A 506-nucleotide genomic window follows, 5' to 3' on the forward strand; every position below is an offset into this window, starting at 1 on the left:
GTATTAATCCAAATTTCTCTGGGCTATCCCTCTGTGAAAGGTAGATTGCATACGCGTTACGCACCCGTGCGCCGGTCTCTGCTTCCGAAGAAGCATACCCCTCGACTTGCATGTGTTAAGCCTGCCGCTAGCGTTCATCCTGAGCCAGGATCAAACTCTTCATCGTATATTGTTGAGTTCAGATAAATCTGTTCTCTTTGTTTATTCGACTAAATTCTAGTGGTTTTTTCAAATCTCTCGATTCTATTACTCTTATTCTTTTGTTCTAAGATCTCTCTTAAAACGGCTGTCAATTCAATATGTCTAGGAACGTGTTCTTATCTGCTTTTCTCTTCGTTTGATTCACATTGTGTCTCTCTGGAAGCGGGTGCAAAAGTACAACTTTCTTTTTAACTGACAAGAAAAATTTGAAGTTTTTTTGAAATAATTTTTATCTCATTTGCCTCTGCTTTTCTTATCAATCTGTCAAGGAACTTTGCTTGTTTTGCGGGGTGCAAATGTAACAT

1 rRNA gene is annotated in these 506 nt (G+C 38.7%); it reads right to left on the reverse strand.

Annotated features, from left to right (window positions below):
* Positions 1 to 166, reverse strand: a 16S ribosomal RNA gene (locus ACP7AQ_RS15980); the annotation flags it as partial.
* Positions 167 to 506 lie beyond the last annotated feature (340 nt).

Origin of the sequence: Flavobacterium sp. DSR2-3-3 (assembly GCF_049896585.1) — a bacterium.
Classification (GTDB): Bacteria; Bacteroidota; Bacteroidia; order Flavobacteriales; family Flavobacteriaceae; genus Flavobacterium.